The organism is Streptomyces sp. NPDC002845, from assembly GCF_053591955.1.
On the sequence record NZ_JBSFUU010000009.1, the window covers coordinates 13,828 to 28,540 of the forward strand.

The window sequence follows — 14,713 nt, forward strand, 5'->3', positions numbered from 1 at the left end:
GGAGGCGCGGTAGACGAGCCCGAGTTCCGGGGCGTTACCACCCCCCGACGCCGATTGTCATGGCCGCGCAAATGATGTGACGAGAATCGCGACTGCGGCGTTCCGAGTCAAGAGTCCGGGACACTTGACCTGATGACGCGGACCGAAGGCGGGGAGAACAATGACCCCATGGGGCGTCAACTCCGCGATACAGCAGACCGTGGCTCACCGCCTCCGCCTGCACCCCGAGGACGAGGGTGAGCCGGTCACCCGCATCGCCCCGCGTGCTCTGGTCGTGCGGGAGGCCGACGGGGATGGGTTCGGCGCCGGACGCGCGGCGGGCGTAGCCGGTCAGGTGAGGACGAGGGTGTGGTACTGACGGCACTGCAGGTAACTGACTGCTCATCACTTCGCTTGGTCCCATGGCCGAGTTCGGGGTCATTCTGTGATCCACTCGTGAACTTCCTTTCCCTGGAGGAACGCCGTGGGCCGGAACGATCGCGTGGGAGCCCTGTGACTCCTCCTGCGAAGGCACCTTCGAATGCGCCACTCTCACGGTGCCCGTCGACTGGAAGAAGCCGGACGGCGCCACCGTCGACCTGGCACTCGCCCGTCACCTCGCCACCGACCCGGACCGGCGGATCGGCTCGCTGATGGTCTACCCGGGCGGGCCGGGCGCGTCCGGAGTGGACATGGCGCTGGCCGCGCCGGGCACGTTCTCGGCCGACGTGCTGGCCCGGTTCGACGTCGTGAGCTGGGACCCGCGCGGCGCCGTCCGCAGCAACCCGGGTCCTGTGCGACTCGGACCGCGTGAGCGCCCGCAACGAATGGCTGTACCCCAGGAGCGCCGACGACTTCGCCGCCCTCCGCGAGGCCAACCGCGCGCGCGGCGAGAGCTGCCGCGAGCTGATGGGACCGCTTCTCGACCACATGGACACCGTCAGCGTCGTGCGCGACATGGAGGCGATACGCGCCGGCCTCGGTGAGCGGCGGATCAGCTACTACGGCGGTTCCTACGGCACCCTGATCGGTCAGCAGTACGCCGATCGGTACCCGCACCGCGTCCGCGCGATGGTGCTCGACTCCAACATGGACCACAGCCTGAACGTGGGGGAGTACCAGAGGACGGCGGCCGTGGCCGCGGAGGAGGCGTTCGGCCAGTTCGCCGACTGGTGCGAGCGCACTCCGTCCTGCGCCCTGCACGGCCGTGACGTGCGCGGCTTCTTCGACACGCTCTACCGGCGGGCCCAGGCGTCCGGCGGACTGGTCCTGTCCGACCCGACGCGCGTCATCAGCCCGGAGACACTCCGGAGCACCGCCTACAGCAACATGTACCGCCCGTCCGGCTGGCCCGGGTACGCCGAGGTCCTGGCCCTGTGGGACGAGGCCACGGCCGACCAGGGGAGCGCCGAACCGGCCCCGCGGGGCTATGGCACGGCGGTGCGGTACCCGCAGCTTCCGGTGGTCTGCCAGGACTACGCCATGGACGTCCCCTCGTACGAGGCCCTCTCCCGGCTGGAGGGCGAACTCGCCCGACTCGCCCCGGTCGTCGGCCTGGCCTCGATGCACTGGACCCACATGACCGGCTGCCAGAACTGCCGGCGAAGGTCGCCAACCCGCCGCACCCCCTCCGCGTCCACGGCACCCCGCCGATCCTGGTCACCAACAGCCGCTACGACGTGGCCACCCCGCACGCGTGGGCCGTGAACTCCGCCCGGCAGATCGGCCGTGAGGCCGTGCTGCTGACGTACGACGGCGTCGGCCACGGGACGTACTGGCTCAGCCCGTGTGTGCGGGAGTCGGTCGACACCTGCCTGACCACGCTGAAGCCCCCGGCCAAGGGCACCCACTGCCCCGCCGTCCGGCCCGGCGAGGCGCAGTTGCGGTCCACCTCCGAAAACCTCGTCAACCCGTTGTTCTGATGACAGGAGGGGCCCGGCACCGGGCCCCTCTCAGGGGTGCGCGGTGAGCCAGTCGGGGTCGGACCAGACCGCGGTCTCCGGGATGCGTTGCGCGTACGCCTCGTCCTTCTCCACGCGCGCGCGAACACTGTCGTGCACGTGCGCGCCCGGCGGCAGTTCGCGGCGCCGGTAGCCGAGCAGGGCCCAGACCCGGCCCATCCGGTGCACCGTGCCGAGGGCGTGCTCGGGCGCGAGGGTCACTTCACGCGCGTACGCCCGGGGCTTCAGCAGGAGACCCGCGTCGAGGGCGCCGTCGACGACCCACTTGAGGGCGATCGTGGAGAGCCGGGGATCGTCGTCGAAGGTGCCGCCGACGTCCGAGTGCACCCCCGCGAACCACACCTGCTCGATCGACGCCGGGGCGGCCCGCCGCTCGTCCTCCGGTGGCTTGACGAGGTACTCCTCGTAGGGTTTGCGCCGCTCGTCGATGGACACCGCATGGCGTACGCGCCGGACATGGGCGGCCTTCCGGGTGTACGGCCACCGCAGGTTCCACCGCAGGAGACCGGCGGCCTTCACGGAGTCCCAGATCCCGAGGTACTCGACCGGGATGCCGGTACGGCCGCCGATCGTGTGGCTGAACGCGCCCGCGAAACGGTGGAGTTGGTCCCAGTCGTGGTCGGTCCAATCCTTGCTCTTGGCGTACACGGACACGGCGTACGGCACGAGGTTCTCCATGCCGGGCCGCATCAGGCCGACCGCGCGGAGCATGCCCGTGAGCGCGCGGGCCGTGTACGCGCCCCGGCTGAACCCGAAGACGTAGATCCGGTCGCCCGGTTGGTGATGCCGCATCAGATACGTGTACGCCTCGGCCAGGTTGACCTTGAGCCCGGAACCGAAGGCGAGCCCGAGGAGCCGCGACAGATACCGGCTGACGGGTGTCCAGGCGCCCGCGGCGGAGAAGGTGCCGACACCGGGGTCGTAGTAGGCGATCTGCCGGGACGGATCGGAGAGGTCCAGCATCTCGAAGAGCCGGACCACGTTCGTGTTCCCCTTCGCCTTCACCTGGTTGCCCGTACCGTCCAGGCAGACGACGAGATTCCTGGCCATGGCGCTCCCCGTGTTCTCCGTGGTTCTCCGGCGGAGACGATCACTGGTGGCATATCGGGACGCATCAGGTTGTAAGGAATATAGTAAGAGAAAAGTCGCTGTCTGAGGATGTTCCGGCGCAGTGGAATCACCGGAGGAGCCATGGCCGGTTCCCTGATCCATCTTGATGAGGACACCGGCCCTCCGCGTACCCACGCCCTGGTCATCGGCGTCGGCAAGTACCCCCATCTCGCGGGCGGCGAGTCACCCGTCCCGGACCCCGACGGGATGCGGCAGCTCAGCTCGCCGCCCGTCTCCGCCCGCGCCTTCGCGACCTGGCTGCTCACCGAGTACCACGCCCCGGACAAGCCCCTCGGCAGCCTCTCCCTGCTGCTGAGCGAGGAGCGGCCGGCCTTGTTCGTGAACCCGCGCACCGGAACCGCCCACGAGGTCGAGGTCGCCACCATCGACCGCGTCGTCGAGGAGGTCAAGCAGTGGCACGACCGCGGCGACAGCCACGTCGGCAACCGGCTCGTCTTCTACTTCTGCGGCCACGGTGTCTCCCAGGGAGAGGACATGGCCCTGCTCGCCGCCGACATCTTCGGCGACCGGTACAACCCCCTCAACGGCGCACTGGACTTCAGCGGTCTGATGAACGGGCTCCAGCAGTGCAGGGCGAGCGAGCAGGTGTTCTTCGTCGACGCCTGCCGGGCCAACTCCGATGTGCTCATCGAGAGGTCGGGCGGCCGCTTCGCCGGGCGGACACCGCTCGGTGCCGGGGCACGTCCGCGGGAGCTCCCGCGCCGCTTCCACATCCCGTACTACGCGACCCTCGCCGGAGACCGGTCGCACGCCCGGCCCGGACAGGTGAGCCTGTTCACCGAGGCTCTGCTGAGGAGCCTCGCGGGAGCGGGGAGCGACGATCCCGAGGGCGACTGGCGGGTCACGACCCCCCGACTGGTGACCGCCATCGACCACTTCATGCGCCAGCCCCGGTTCGCCGGAGCCGTCGCGGGTGTCCAGGTTCCCTCGGTCGGTGAGCTGCCCGTGTTCGACCTGCACCAGCTGACCGGACCCCCGGTCGTTCCGGTGTACGTGGGCTGCAAGCCCGAAGCGGACAACGCCCAGGCCGAGTTCGTCTGCCTCGAAGCCGGGCACGAGCGACTGCGCCGGGCGCGGGACGACATCGACGACATGGCCCCCGAGAGCGAGTGGGCCATCGAACTGAGCTGCGGGCACTACGACTTCGAGGCCCGGCTCGGTGACCACGAGGTGCGGACGACGAGCATCATGGTGCGGCCGGTGTTCCGCCGCCTACGGCTGGGGAAGTCATGACCGCCGCCCTGAGCGTGACCGTCGCGCTGAACCTCCGCGAATCGGACCTCTCCGCGGGTGCGCGGGTCGTCGGCGACATCCACTCCGCCGACGGCAGCGGCGCCGCCCACCGCAACGTCCTCTTCCCCTGCGGCACGTCGATGCCCCCGGCGCGCTACGAGGTCGAGCCCGGCGACTACGTCGTCTCCGCCACCCTGCCCTCGGGCGCCGTCCTCTCCAAGGACGCCGAGGTACGGGAGGGCGACGACACGCCGGTGACGCTCCGCACGGCACCCTCGCCGTACGAGTCGCACTCCTGGCAGTACCTCATGGGCAACATCGAGCCGTACGCGACCTACCACGACGAGTCGACGGTCCCGGTGCCCCGGTCGCGCGCGTCGCGGTCGGGGGTGCGGGAGAAGGGCGGGATCGTGCCGCCGGGGCACGCGGCCTGGATCGGCGACCCCAGGGCCACGAGCTGGCACTTCACGGCGATGCTCACGCTGGCCGAGAGGCACGGGCGGCAGCCGGTCGCGCTCGGCATCGCGCGCTCCGCGCCCCACTCCGTCCCCAGCCTCGGGCTCGGCGACCCGGCGGCGCGGCTGTATCGCTTCGGACCGCACGGCCCGGTCGACGAGAGAGGCGAGCCGACCCTGGGCGGGCCCACGGGGCGACGGCAGTTCCTCGTCGTCTCGCTGGCCGGCACCGAGTACGTCGTCACCCTCCCGGTGCCGTGGGGCGCCGCGCAGATCGAGGTACTGGTCAACGAGCGGCAGAGCCCGACCGGCAGCGCCCTCTCGGTGACGGTGCGCGACAGCCGGATCGGGCCCGCCCTCGGATACATGGCACGCGGTGCCTTCGACGCCGCGGCGGCGCTGGTCAGGGACGCCGAGGAACTGCTGTACGGCAAGATGGAGAACACCCTCGCGGCGGTGGCCGGGGCGTACGTCCTGGTCGGCAGCGAGCTGGGCGAGCAGGAGCAGCGCTGGGACCCGTGGCTCGACCGGCTGCGCGGCGGCTTCGACTGGCTCAGTGACGGATCGGTGCTGTGGGCCATGCGCCATCTGCGCCGGGCGCACACCGAGGCCGGGCGGCGGGCGGCGCGGGACGCCCTGGTCGAGGCGTGCGACCGCGGGGTGCCGCTGTTCACCCTGGGCCTGAGCCGGCTCATCCACGGGCTCTCCGAGTTCCCCGACGACCCCGTGTGCGCCCGCCGCCTGGACCAGGCACGGCGGCTGTCCTGGCATGTCGACACCCGCGAGCCGTTCGTGATCGTCGCACTGCGCGGGAGGCACACATGATCCGGCTGACGATGATGCCCGGGGAGGACGGCGACTGCCTGCTCCTGGAGTACGGCGACGACACGTTCATCCGCCGGATCCTCGTGGACGGAGGCCGCGCGGGCACGTATCCGCGGATCAAGCCCGCGCTCGCCGCGCTCGACGGCTTCGTCGACCTCCTCGTCGTCACGCACGTCGACCAGGACCACATCCTGGGCGTACTCGCCCTGCTGGCCGACCCGGACCGGCCGGTGGAGTTCGGCGACGTGTGGTTCAACGGGTTCGACCACCTCCTCGACGCCGAGGGGTTCGGTGCCCAGGAGGGCGAGAAGCTCACCACCGCGCTGCTGCGGCAGAGGGTGCCGTGGAACGACGCGTTCGGCGGGCGCAGCGTCGAGATCGGCCGGGAGTTCGCGTGGTTCGACGACGGCTCCACGGTGGAGGTGCTCTCGCCCGATCGTCCGCAGCTGGAGCGGCTGGCCCCGAAGTGGGTCAAGGAATGTGCCAGGAACGGCCTGATACCGGGCCGGGACCCCGACGAGTTCCCGCCGGTGCCGGGCTTCGAGCACTTCGGCACCGTGAACGTGGACCAGCTGGCGGCGGTGCCCTTCGCTCCGGACCGGTCGGAGGCGAACCTCACCAGCATCGGCCTGCTCTTCGAGTTCGAGGACCGGCGCATCGTCCTCACCGGCGACGCGGACGACCGCCGGCTCGCGGCCTCGCTGCGGCCCCGCGCCGAGGCCGAGGGCGGCCGCCTGCACCTCGACGTCCTCAAGGTCGCCCACCACGGCAGCTCCCACAACATCTCCACCGACCTGCTCGGCCTCGTCGACTGCGACCGCTACCTCATCTCCACCAACGGCAAGCGGCACGGCCACCCCGACGACATCGCCATGTCCCGCATCCTCAAGCACGGCGGCCCCGAGAAGGAGATCGTCTTCAACTACCGTGACCGCGCGGCGACATGGGACATCGGAGCCCTGAAGAACCGCTTCGGCTACACGGTGACGGCACCCGGTCCGGACACGCAGGACGGGTTCGTCGGCGTCGAGCTGTGAGCGTGGGCCGTCGGCGACGAGCAGGTCATGAATTCCGTTGATTCCTCAAATGAGTTACCGGCGGAATTCGAGTGACTGCCGGGCGTCACCGGACTTGTGGAATTCTCGGAATGGCCCGAGGGAATTTGTTTCGGGTATTACGATTGCGGGAATCAGAAATCCAGTGCTTCGGACAGGAGGCACCTCTGTGGGAGCCGCTACGCCGGCCCTGGGTCCTCCTTCCCGTACGGTCCGAGTGCGCGCGCTCCCACGGTGACTGCCCGGTCACATGTGGAGGGAGATGCGACGCACCATGCGCATCACCGTCAGAACGAAGCAACACCCGCACGACGACGCTCCCGACACGGCGGACGCGTTCGACAGGATCTCCGCACTGCCCGACGGGCCGGAACGCCAGGCGCTGCGGGGCGAGGTCGTCGAGGCCTGGCTCCCCATGGCGGAGCGGATCGCCATCCGGTTCCGGGGGCGCGGTGAAGCCCTTGAGGACCTCTACCAGGTCGCGGCGCTCGGCCTCGTCAAGGCCGTCGACCGCTACGACCCCTCGCGCGGCAACGCCTTCGAGAGCTACGCCGTCCCCACCATCACCGGCGAGATCAAACGGCACTTCCGCGACCACATGTGGGTCCTGCACGTGCCGCGCCGCGTCCAGGACCTGCGCAACCGGGTCCGCTCCGCCTCGAAGGAACTGTCGCAGACGGTCTCCGGACGCCGCCCGACCGTCGCCGAGATCGCCGAGTACGCCCACCTGGACGAGGACGACGTACGCATCGGGATGGAGGCCCTGGACTGCTTCAGCACGCTCTCGCTGGACGCCGAACTGGCGACCGGCGACGACGGTTTCTCACTGGGGGACGCCCTCGGGGCACCGGACGGCGGCTTCGACCTCGTCGTCGACCGCGAGTCCCTCAAGCCCTGTCTCCAGGCGCTGCCGGAACGTGAGCGCACCATCCTCTACCTGCGGTTCTTCCGCGGTATGACGCAGAGCCGGATCGCCCGGCAGCTCGGCATCTCACAGATGCACGTCTCCCGGCTGATCAGCGGCTGCTGCGCCCGCCTGCGCGAAGAAGTGCTCGCCAAGGCCGCATGAGCCGCGGCCAGGAGAGGCGTGAGCCTCTGTACGCCGCACCGCCCGGTCGGCCCCCCGACCGGGCGGCGGGGTGGCGAGCTCACTGTCGAACCCTCCCGGGAACGGTTGGCCAGGGCCCGCCTCTGACCGGACTAACCCTGTCGGGCGCGATGAAACGCCCCAGGGGTCAGGCCTCCGGCAGAGGCGGCGTGCCCGGAACCTGGGTGGGCCCGTACCGGTCGATCGTCTGCTCCAGCTCGGCGCGGATCTCCGGAGGCAGCTCGCCCTTGCGCCCCCAGATGAGGATCATCTCCGCCACATGGCGCAGCTTGATGTTCGTGTGCTGGGAGACCTCCCGCAGGACCTCCCACCCCTGGTCGGGCGTCACCCGTCCCAGGGCGACGATCATGCCGATCGCCTGGTCCACCACGGCGTGGGAGGTGACGGCTTCCTTCAACTGATTGACCTCTTCCTGCAGCGCGAAGAGCCGGTCGGCGTCGGCCACCGGCTCCTCGGGGGGTTCGTCGCCCGCCGAGTGGGTCTTCGAGGTCATCGTCCCCTCCAGCGTGACGAAGCATGACGCAGGACGCCCTTGTCTCTTCATGCTCTCTCTCCATGGCACTGCGGAGGGCGCCGGATCGCATCTCGGCAGGGAGGTGACGACCGCCCCGAAGGGGTACCCGGCCGGTGGAGGTGAGCGCGGATGAGCCCCTCGGAGGACACCCGGGCCTATGACGCCGCACCGTACCTGCCGTCGGGCGGCGGACTCGACACCCACCGGCGCGCCGCCGCACGGTGCCAGGGCTGCCCTCTGTACGAGAACGCCACCCAGACGGTGTTCGGCAAGGGCGACGAGTCCGCGCGCATCGTCCTCGTCGGCGAGCAGCCCGGCGACCAGGAGGACAAGCGGGGCGAGCCCTTCGTCGGACCGGCCGGGCGGCTGCTCGGCAAGGCACTTCAGGAGGCGGGCATCGACCGGGACACCGCGTACGTGACCAACGCGGTCAAACACTTCAAGTTCACCCTGGCCTCCGGCGGCAAACGCCGCCTCCACAAGGCGCCCGACCTGCGCGAGATCACCGCCTGCCGCCCCTGGCTGCTCGCCGAACTGCACCTCGTACGGCCCGAGGTCGTGGTGGCCCTGGGGGCGACCGCGGCCAAGGCCCTGATGGGCAGCTCGTTCCGGGTCACCAAGGACCGGGGCGCGCTGTTGACGATGCCCGGCCCCGAAGAGGAAGAGCGCCCGTACGTCGTGGCCACCCTCCATCCGTCGGCGATCCTGCGCGCCGACGACCGTGAGGCCGCCTACGAGGGGCTGGTCGCCGACCTGGCGGTGGCCGCCAAGGCACTGGGCGCGGCATGACCGTGGGCAGCCACCGAAGCGGCTGCCCACGGCAGGGACGCGGTGCGCTCACGCGGCCACCGCCACCGCCGCCACCGAGGGGGTACGCAGCGCGCGCCGGGCCGTGCCGAGGACCGTCCCCAGCGTCGCCGTCACCGCGATCGCGACGATGGCCAGCCAGATGCCGAGCCCCTGCTCCGGCCGGACCGAGTCCGTGCGGACGACGGTGAAGGGCAGAATCCCGGCGAGCCCGGCCGCCGTGCCGAAGAAGACACCGGTCGCCGTCAGGATCAGCCCCTCCACGCCGACCGTCCCCAGCACCTGGCCGGGCGTGGCGCCCGCCAGCCGCTGCTGACCGAACTCGCGGCTTCGGTACGTGGTCGCCGCGTACAGGGAGTTGATCAGCATCACGCAGGCGAAGACCACGATGATGCCGACGACGATCAGGTTGAGGGTCTCCAGGTTCTTGTCCTCGACCGATTTGGTCAGGCCCGAGGCCTCGATCGCGTCGTTCTCGACCGCCTGCATGTACAGCGTCGCCGTCGCCATACCGGTGAAAAGGATCAACGGCATGAGGACACCGGACAGCCGGTCGGCCTGCCGGCGCAGGGTGCGTACGGCCAGCCAGCCGCTCGCACCCGTCAGGGGCAGCCGGTCGAGCAGGCCCGCCAGCAGCCGGGGCGAGAGCAGCGCGAAGCCCACCGAGAGCAGGATCGCCCCGTACGCGGGCGGCGCCATCAGGGCGGGATCCGTCGCGTCGAGCACGAACGTGGAGCAGATCCCGAGACCGCCGACGACCAGGGCGGCGTACGTGAAGAACGTCCGCCCCCTGCCCCGCGGCAGGCGCCGCCGCGTCGCCCGTCGTACGGCGAGGAACGCCGCGCCCGCCGCCGCGAGCAGCGTGACGCCGATGCCCGACATGAGCCCGATGGGACCGAAGGAGTACGCCACCGAGCCGGCGACCTGCCCGCTGTCCTGGAACACCTCCAGCAGCAGCCGCCCGCCGAGCAGCGCGGGCCCGATCGCCAGCACGGTGCCCACCAGGGCGACCGCCACCGCCTCACCCACGACCATCCGCTTGATCTGCCCCGGAGTCGCTCCCGAGCAGCGCAACAGCTCGATCTCGGCGGCCCGTTGGCGCACGTTCACCGTCAGCGTGGAGGCCACGGCGAAGAACACCAGCAGGGTGCCGTAGCCGCCTACCACGCCCGCCGCGGTGGACAGTGTCTCCGCGCTCACGGAGTCGACACCCGGCTGCGCGGCCGTGTCGTGCATCGCGTTGAACGTCATGATGATCGCCGCGCCGAGGAAGGCGGACAGCAGGGTCGCGGTGAAGCGCCCGGGGCGCTGCCGGATCGAACGCATCGCCAGAACGAACATCGCTCACGCCTCCGTCAGGGTGTTGTCGCCCAGATGTGCCAGCCGTTCCGCGACGGCGTCGGCCGTCGGCGCCCGCATCCCGCCCGCGACCCGCCCGTCCGCGAGAAAGACGACCGAGTCGGCGTACGAGGCCGCCACCGGGTCGTGCGTCACCATCACCACGGTCCGCCCGTGCGTCCGTACCGCCTCCCGCAGCAGCCGCAGCACGTCCCGCGCGCTGCGCGTGTCCAGCGCACCGGTCGGCTCGTCCGCGAAGACCACCCGCGGCTCGGTGACCAGCGCCCGGGCGATCGCCACGCGCTGGCGCTGCCCGCCGGAGAGCTGGTCGGGCCGGTGCCCGAGCCGGTCGCCGAGCCCGACGGCCGCCAGGATCTCCCGCGTCCGCCGCCGGTCCACGCGCCGCCCGGCGAGCTTCAGCGGAAGGATCGTGTTCTGGGCCACGGTCAGCGTCGGCAGCAGGTTGTACTGCTGGAACACGAACCCGATCCGGTCGCGCCGGAACCTCGTCAGCTCGGCCTCGCTGTCCCCGGTCATCTCCGTGCCGTCGACCATCACGATCCCGCTGTCCGGCCGGTCCAGCCCGGCCGCGCACTGCAACAACGTGGTCTTGCCCGACCCCGAGGGCCCCATCACCGCGGTGAACGTGCCCGGCGCCAGGCTCAGCGTCACCCCGTCCAGCGCCTTCACGGCGCTCTCGTCCCGGCCGTAGGTCCTGCTCACCCTGACCAGCCGGAGAGCCTCCCCTGCGGGTCCCGTGTCGTGCGTGTGTCGCGCGCTTCGGCGAAACATCGTCATCGCCATCGCCGTCCCTCTCCGTCCGTCCGGCACGCCCTCTGCCATGCCCACGACGCTACGGAGACCGCGACGGCACCACATGGGGCGCAGAACCCGTCTTCGGGGGTGTACTCAGGGACACCCCGCACGGTGCACCGGAGCGAGCCGCCCCCGGCGGCCGCCGGACGACGTGACGCCTCCGTGACGACGGTGACCGTACTGGTGCGGTGGGGCGGCTTCCCGGGAGGGAACGGCGCCGGCACAGCTTCTTCATGGGGAACAACAACGGGGGATGCCGCAGATCCTGGCGGCGAAGATTACGTGACGCGGTCCTGGGAGCACACACCGACGCCCACGCCGACTTGGCGGTGGGGGCGTCGGGACTGCTCGACTTCCTGCGGGTCGACATCATGTGCGGCGACCGCTGGGCCTTCGGCCTGCTGGACCGCTCCCGGTCCGACCGGGACAGGCAACCCGCACGTCAGTCGTCCGTCACCGAGTCGAACAGCACCTGACCGCGGGCCCTCACTCCCCGCTCACCAGCACCACCTCCAGGGTGCGCGGCCCGTGCACCCCCTCGACCCGGTCGAGCTCGATGTCGCTGGTGGCGGAGGGGCCGGAGATCCAGGTCAACGGGCGTGCCGGGTCGAGCCGTTCGAGGGCCTGGGGCACCGAGGAGACCACCTGGTCGGGGACCCGCACGACACAGACGTGGTGGTCGGGGACGAGAGTGATACGGCGGCGGCCCTGATCCGGGCCGCCGTCCAGCACGATCGTGCCGGTCTCGGCGACGGCCACCGCGCAGGCCGTGATCACGCTGTCGACCTCGTCGAGTTCGTGCGGGGTGTTCGCGGCACGATCGTCGACACGCGTCGCCTCGACGGCGTCGAGCCAGCGCGCCGGCAGCTCCGGCGGAACCACCACACTCCGCGCACCCCGCTCCGCCAGAAGCCGAGCGAGCACGTCCGGCAGTTCCCCGGCCGCGCAGCGGTGCACGATCGCCCGGTAGTCCGCCAGGTTCTCGGCCAGCAGATCGACCGTCTCCTCGGCACTCCGCTGCCCGTGCTCGCGCACATAGTCCCGGTCGATGACCTGCTCGTACGGCGTGTCGTCCTGCCGTACGTCCGCGATCGCGCGCCGTACGCGGCCCAGGATCACATCCCTGCTGCTCACTTGCCGGAGTCCTCTCTCTTTTCGCCGCTCGCCTCCGGTACCGGCGTGCCCTTGCGGCTCACCGGCGGTCTCCGCCGTTCGTACGCTGCCACCAGTCACGGAACGGTTCCGCGGGCACCGCCGGCAGATCGCGGCTCGCGCTCCACGCCCTGCCGGGACCGGGCAGCGTCCGCGGATGGAAGCGGCGGGAGCGGGAGGCGAGCCGTTGCCCGGTGCGCAGGGCGCCGGGGTGGCTGAACGCCCAGCGTGCCGCACGCATCGCCGCCCGCTCGGCGGCGTGGCCCTTGGCGGGCTTGAGCACCACCTTGTTGCCGTGCTCCGTGACCTGGCCGCCCTGCACGACCCGCTCCCGCAGATGCACCAGCACCTCCGGGATGTCGATGGCGACCGGGCACACCTCGTAACAGGCGCCGCACAACGAGGAGGCGTACGGCAGGGACGCGTCGATCTCGCTCCCCGTGCCCCGGAGCTGAGGGCTGAGGATGGCGCCGATCGGGCCCGGGTAGACCGAGCCGTACGCGTGGCCGCCCGCCCGCTCGTACACCGGGCAGACGTTGAGACACGCCGAGCAGCGGATGCAGCGCAGGGCCTGGCGTCCGACCTGGTCGGCGAGTGCGTCGGTGCGGCCGTTGTCGAGCAGGACCAGGTGGAAGTTCTGCGGGCCGTCCTCGTCCGTGGTGCCGGTCCACGTCGAGGTGTACGGGTTCATGCGCTCGGCGGTCGAGGAGCGGGGGAGTGTCTGGAGGAAGACTTCCAGGTCCTGCCAGGTCGGCACGATCTTCTCGATGCCCACGACCGAGATCAGCGTCTCGGGGAGGGTGAGGCACATCCGGCCGTTGCCCTCGGACTCGACCACGACGAGCGTGCCGGTCTCGGCGACCATGAAGTTGGCCCCGGAGACGCCGACCTTGGCGCGCAGGAACTTCTCGCGCAGGTGCAGGCGGGCGGCCTCGGCGAGTTCGGCGGGGGTGTCGGTCAGGCCCTCCGGCGCCGGGCGGCCCCACTCGCTCATCTCGCGCGTGAAGATGTCCCGGATCTCGCCGCGGTTGCGGTGGATCGCCGGGACGAGGATGTGGGACGGCCGGTCGTTGCCCAACTGCACGATGAGCTCGGCGAGATCGGTCTCGTAGGCGTGGATGCCCTCGGCCTCCAGGGCCTCGTTGAGCCCGATCTCCTGCGTGGCCATCGACTTGACCTTGACGACCTCCGTCTCGCCGGTCGCCCGCACCAGGTCCGCGACGATCCGGTTGGCCTCGTCGGCGTCGGCGGCCCAGTGGACCGTGCCGCCGGCGGCCGTGACCGACTCCTCCAACTGCACCAGGTACCGGTCCAGATGGCGGAGCGTGTGGTCCTTGATCTGCTTGCCCGCCTCGCGCAGAGCCGCCCAGTCGGAGACCTCGGCGACCGCGCCCGCGCGCTTGGCGCGGATGGTGTGCGTGGCGTGGCGCAGATTGCCGCGCAGGGTCGCGTTGTGGACGGCCTCGTGCGCGGCCTCGGGGAACGCCGGGTGGGCGGGTGGGGGAAACGCAGGCATCCCGACGAAGGTCCCGCTCATACGGTCGGCTCCTCTTCCGTGCTCGCCAGGATCTCCGCGATGTGCACCGGCCGCATGCCCGTCCGCAGCCGGGTCATCGTGCCGCCGATGTGCATCAGGCAGGAGTTGTCGGCGGCGCACAGCACCTCCGCGCCCGTCGACTCGGCGTTGCGCACCTTGTCGGAGCCCATCGCCGCCGAGACATCGGAGTTCTTCAGCGCGAAGGTGCCGCCGAAGCCGCAGCACTCGTCCGCGCCGGGCAGCTCCCGCAGCTCCAGCCCCTTGACGGCCTTCAGGAGGCGGCGCGGTCGGTCACCGAGCCCCAGGCCGCGCAGGCCGTGGCAGGTCGGGTGGTAGGTCACCGTGTGCGGGTAGTACGCGCCGACGTCGGTCACGCCCAGCACGTCCACCAGGAACTCGGTGAGCTCGTACGTCTTCGGCACGACCGGCGCCAGCGTCCGCGCGAGCGTGTCCCCGCGGCCCTCGGCACGCGCCCGCTCGCCCATCCGCGGATACAGCTCCCGCACCATCGCCCCGCACGACCCGGACGGCGTCACGATCGCCTCGTACTCCCCGAAGACATCGGAGAACTTCCGGGCCAGTGGCTCCGCCTCATGGCGGTACCCGGTGTTGTAGTGCGCCTGCCCGCAGCACGTCTGGCCCATCGGGAAGTCGACCTCGACACCCAGCCTGGTCAGCAGTTTCACCACGGCGCGCCCGGTGTCCGGATAGAGCGTGTCGTTGACACAGGTCAGGAACAGGGCGACACGCATCGCGGCTCCTCGGGATCGGTCATCGGATGAGTGCAGGGTACGGCAGCCGG

Annotated in this window: 16 protein-coding genes; 9 read left to right on the forward strand and 7 right to left on the reverse strand. The window is 71.0% G+C overall.

Annotated elements, in window-relative coordinates; genetic code table 11:
* The first annotated feature begins 160 nt into the window (after nucleotides 1-160).
* The 3 genes from ACWD3C_RS08455 to ACWD3C_RS08465 all read left to right on the forward strand — a co-directional run bounded on the left by ACWD3C_RS08455 (nucleotide 161) and on the right by ACWD3C_RS08465 (nucleotide 1,901).
* Nucleotides 161-358, forward strand: a complete 198-nt coding sequence (locus ACWD3C_RS08455; protein WP_451141469.1) for a hypothetical protein — start codon at nucleotides 161-163, stop codon at nucleotides 356-358.
* A gap of 431 nt (nucleotides 359-789) precedes the next feature.
* Nucleotides 790-1,686 (forward strand): alpha/beta fold hydrolase, encoded by an 897-nt coding sequence (locus ACWD3C_RS08460; protein WP_451141471.1) that lies wholly within the window; start codon nucleotides 790-792, stop codon nucleotides 1,684-1,686.
* Nucleotides 1,635-1,901, forward strand: a complete 267-nt coding sequence (locus ACWD3C_RS08465; protein ID WP_451141725.1) for an alpha/beta hydrolase — start codon at nucleotides 1,635-1,637, stop codon at nucleotides 1,899-1,901. Before ACWD3C_RS08460 ends, ACWD3C_RS08465 begins: the two co-directional genes overlap by 52 nt.
* Nucleotides 1,902-1,931: 30 nt before the next feature.
* Here ACWD3C_RS08465 and ACWD3C_RS08470 read toward each other — a convergent pair whose 3' ends face one another.
* Nucleotides 1,932-2,990, reverse strand: coding sequence for a DUF2235 domain-containing protein (locus tag ACWD3C_RS08470; RefSeq protein WP_451141473.1), 1,059 nt, complete (start codon nucleotides 2,988-2,990; stop codon nucleotides 1,932-1,934).
* 141 nt (nucleotides 2,991-3,131) lie between these two features.
* Here ACWD3C_RS08470 and ACWD3C_RS08475 point away from each other — a divergent pair, with 141 nt between their 5' ends.
* The 4 genes from ACWD3C_RS08475 to ACWD3C_RS08490 all read left to right on the forward strand — a co-directional run bounded on the left by ACWD3C_RS08475 (nucleotide 3,132) and on the right by ACWD3C_RS08490 (nucleotide 7,708).
* A complete protein-coding gene (locus ACWD3C_RS08475; RefSeq protein WP_451141475.1) occupies nucleotides 3,132-4,304 on the forward strand; it encodes a caspase family protein in 1,173 nt (390 codons plus the stop codon).
* Nucleotides 4,301-5,584, forward strand: a complete 1,284-nt coding sequence (locus tag ACWD3C_RS08480; RefSeq protein ID WP_451141477.1) for a hypothetical protein — start codon at nucleotides 4,301-4,303, stop codon at nucleotides 5,582-5,584. The genes ACWD3C_RS08475 and ACWD3C_RS08480 overlap by 4 nt, the downstream gene beginning before the upstream one ends.
* Nucleotides 5,581-6,621: a ComEC/Rec2 family competence protein gene (locus ACWD3C_RS08485; protein WP_451141479.1), complete on the forward strand. Its 1,041-nt coding sequence runs from the start codon at nucleotides 5,581-5,583 to the stop codon at nucleotides 6,619-6,621. The genes ACWD3C_RS08480 and ACWD3C_RS08485 overlap by 4 nt, the downstream gene beginning before the upstream one ends.
* A 292-nt stretch (nucleotides 6,622-6,913) precedes the next feature.
* Complete coding sequence (locus ACWD3C_RS08490) at nucleotides 6,914-7,708, forward strand: RNA polymerase sigma factor SigF (RefSeq protein ID WP_451141481.1); 795 nt, start codon at nucleotides 6,914-6,916, stop codon at nucleotides 7,706-7,708.
* A gap of 166 nt (nucleotides 7,709-7,874) precedes the next feature.
* On the opposite strand, the gene ACWD3C_RS08495 is transcribed toward ACWD3C_RS08490, so the two are convergent.
* Nucleotides 7,875-8,240 (reverse strand): ANTAR domain-containing protein, encoded by a 366-nt coding sequence (locus tag ACWD3C_RS08495; RefSeq protein WP_451141483.1) that lies wholly within the window; start codon nucleotides 8,238-8,240, stop codon nucleotides 7,875-7,877.
* Nucleotides 8,241-8,390: 150 nt separating this feature from the next.
* Here ACWD3C_RS08495 and ACWD3C_RS08500 point away from each other — a divergent pair, with 150 nt between their 5' ends.
* Nucleotides 8,391-9,050, forward strand: coding sequence for a UdgX family uracil-DNA binding protein (locus tag ACWD3C_RS08500; RefSeq protein ID WP_451141485.1), 660 nt, complete (start codon nucleotides 8,391-8,393; stop codon nucleotides 9,048-9,050).
* 48 nt (nucleotides 9,051-9,098) lie between these two features.
* Here ACWD3C_RS08500 and ACWD3C_RS08505 read toward each other — a convergent pair whose 3' ends face one another.
* Together ACWD3C_RS08505 and ACWD3C_RS08510 are read right to left on the reverse strand one after the other, a co-directional pair.
* Nucleotides 9,099-10,409, reverse strand: a complete 1,311-nt coding sequence (locus ACWD3C_RS08505; RefSeq protein WP_451141487.1) for an FtsX-like permease family protein — start codon at nucleotides 10,407-10,409, stop codon at nucleotides 9,099-9,101.
* Between the two features lie 3 nt (nucleotides 10,410-10,412).
* Entirely contained in the window at nucleotides 10,413-11,204 is a 792-nt protein-coding gene (locus ACWD3C_RS08510; RefSeq protein WP_451141727.1) for an ABC transporter ATP-binding protein, read from the reverse strand.
* A gap of 251 nt (nucleotides 11,205-11,455) precedes the next feature.
* Between ACWD3C_RS08510 and ACWD3C_RS08515 the strand changes: the two genes are divergently transcribed.
* On the forward strand, nucleotides 11,456-11,698 hold the full coding sequence (locus tag ACWD3C_RS08515; RefSeq protein ID WP_451141489.1) for a hypothetical protein: 243 nt from the start codon (nucleotides 11,456-11,458) through the stop codon (nucleotides 11,696-11,698).
* A gap of 10 nt (nucleotides 11,699-11,708) precedes the next feature.
* Here the strand turns inward: ACWD3C_RS08515 and ACWD3C_RS08520 are convergent, their stop codons facing one another.
* From ACWD3C_RS08520 to ACWD3C_RS08530, 3 genes are read right to left on the reverse strand one after another with little or no spacing between them, the layout of a single operon-like run.
* Nucleotides 11,709-12,356, reverse strand: a complete 648-nt coding sequence (locus ACWD3C_RS08520) for a LutC/YkgG family protein (protein WP_451141491.1) — start codon at nucleotides 12,354-12,356, stop codon at nucleotides 11,709-11,711.
* A 58-nt stretch (nucleotides 12,357-12,414) separates the two neighbouring features.
* Entirely contained in the window at nucleotides 12,415-13,911 is a 1,497-nt protein-coding gene (locus ACWD3C_RS08525; RefSeq protein WP_451141493.1) for a LutB/LldF family L-lactate oxidation iron-sulfur protein, read from the reverse strand.
* The gene (locus ACWD3C_RS08530) at nucleotides 13,908-14,663 is read right to left on the reverse strand and encodes a (Fe-S)-binding protein (RefSeq protein ID WP_451141495.1); all 756 of its coding nucleotides are present in this window, start codon (nucleotides 14,661-14,663) and stop codon (nucleotides 13,908-13,910) included. Before ACWD3C_RS08530 ends, ACWD3C_RS08525 begins: the two co-directional genes overlap by 4 nt.
* Nucleotides 14,664-14,713: the final 50 nt, after the last annotated feature.